We start from the raw sequence: 820 nt of genomic DNA, 5'->3' as shown, positions 1-820 counted from the left end.
TCGGCACCACACCGGTCACCGAGGACGACCCCACTCGAGCTCGTCAACCGAATCGAGCAGCTGCGCAGGACCAGGAAGTGGTCGGCACGCAGGATCGCGATCGAACTGACTGCCGAGCACACACCGGTCTCGGTGCGGACCGTGGGGCGCCACCTCGTCGCGCTCGGACTGAACCGGCGACGGTTCCTCGACCCGAACGGCGAACCGAACCGGGCCCCACGCCGCATCATCGCCCGCCGGCCTGGGCACATGGTGCATGTCGACATCAAGAAGGTCGGCCGGATCCCTGATGGTGGCGGCTGGCGTGTTCACGGCCGAGGTTCGGCCCAAGACCTTGCCGCCCGGGCCGCGGCCAAACGCCGCCGGCCCGGCTACTCGTTCCTGCACACCGCGGTTGATGGCTACTCCCGCCTGGCCTACACCGAAGCTCTCCACGACGAGAAAGCGGTCACCGCGGTCGGGTTCATGTTCCGGGCCAGAGCGTTTTTCGCCGCGCACGGCATCACCCGGATCGAGCGGATCGTCACCGACAACGGCCCCTGCTACAAGGCCCGCGACTTCGCGAAGGTGCTTCTCGGGGCCCGTCACCAGCGGATCACGCCCTACACGCCCCGACACAACGGGAAAGTGGAGCGCTACAACCGGATACTGGCCGAGGAATTCCTATACGCCCGCGAATGGACCACAGATTCCCAGCGCCGACAGGCGCTGGGAATCTGGAACATCCACTACAACTATCATCGACCACATTCGGCCGCCGGAAACCGGCCCCCAGCCAGCCGCCTCCGCACCGGTGTCACCAACGTTATGGCCTCATACA

1 protein-coding gene is annotated in these 820 nt (G+C 66.3%); it reads left to right on the top strand.

Features of this window, described 5'->3' with window-relative positions:
* Positions 1-820: IS481 family transposase (locus ON38_RS13030; protein ID WP_051164681.1), on the top strand; the 820-nt coding region annotated here is incomplete at both ends.

It is taken from the genome of Nocardia testacea NBRC 100365, from assembly GCF_000308775.1.
GTDB classification, from domain to species: Bacteria; Actinomycetota; Actinomycetes; order Mycobacteriales; family Mycobacteriaceae; genus Nocardia; species Nocardia testacea.
This window is presented reverse-complemented; position numbering and strand designations above follow the sequence as displayed.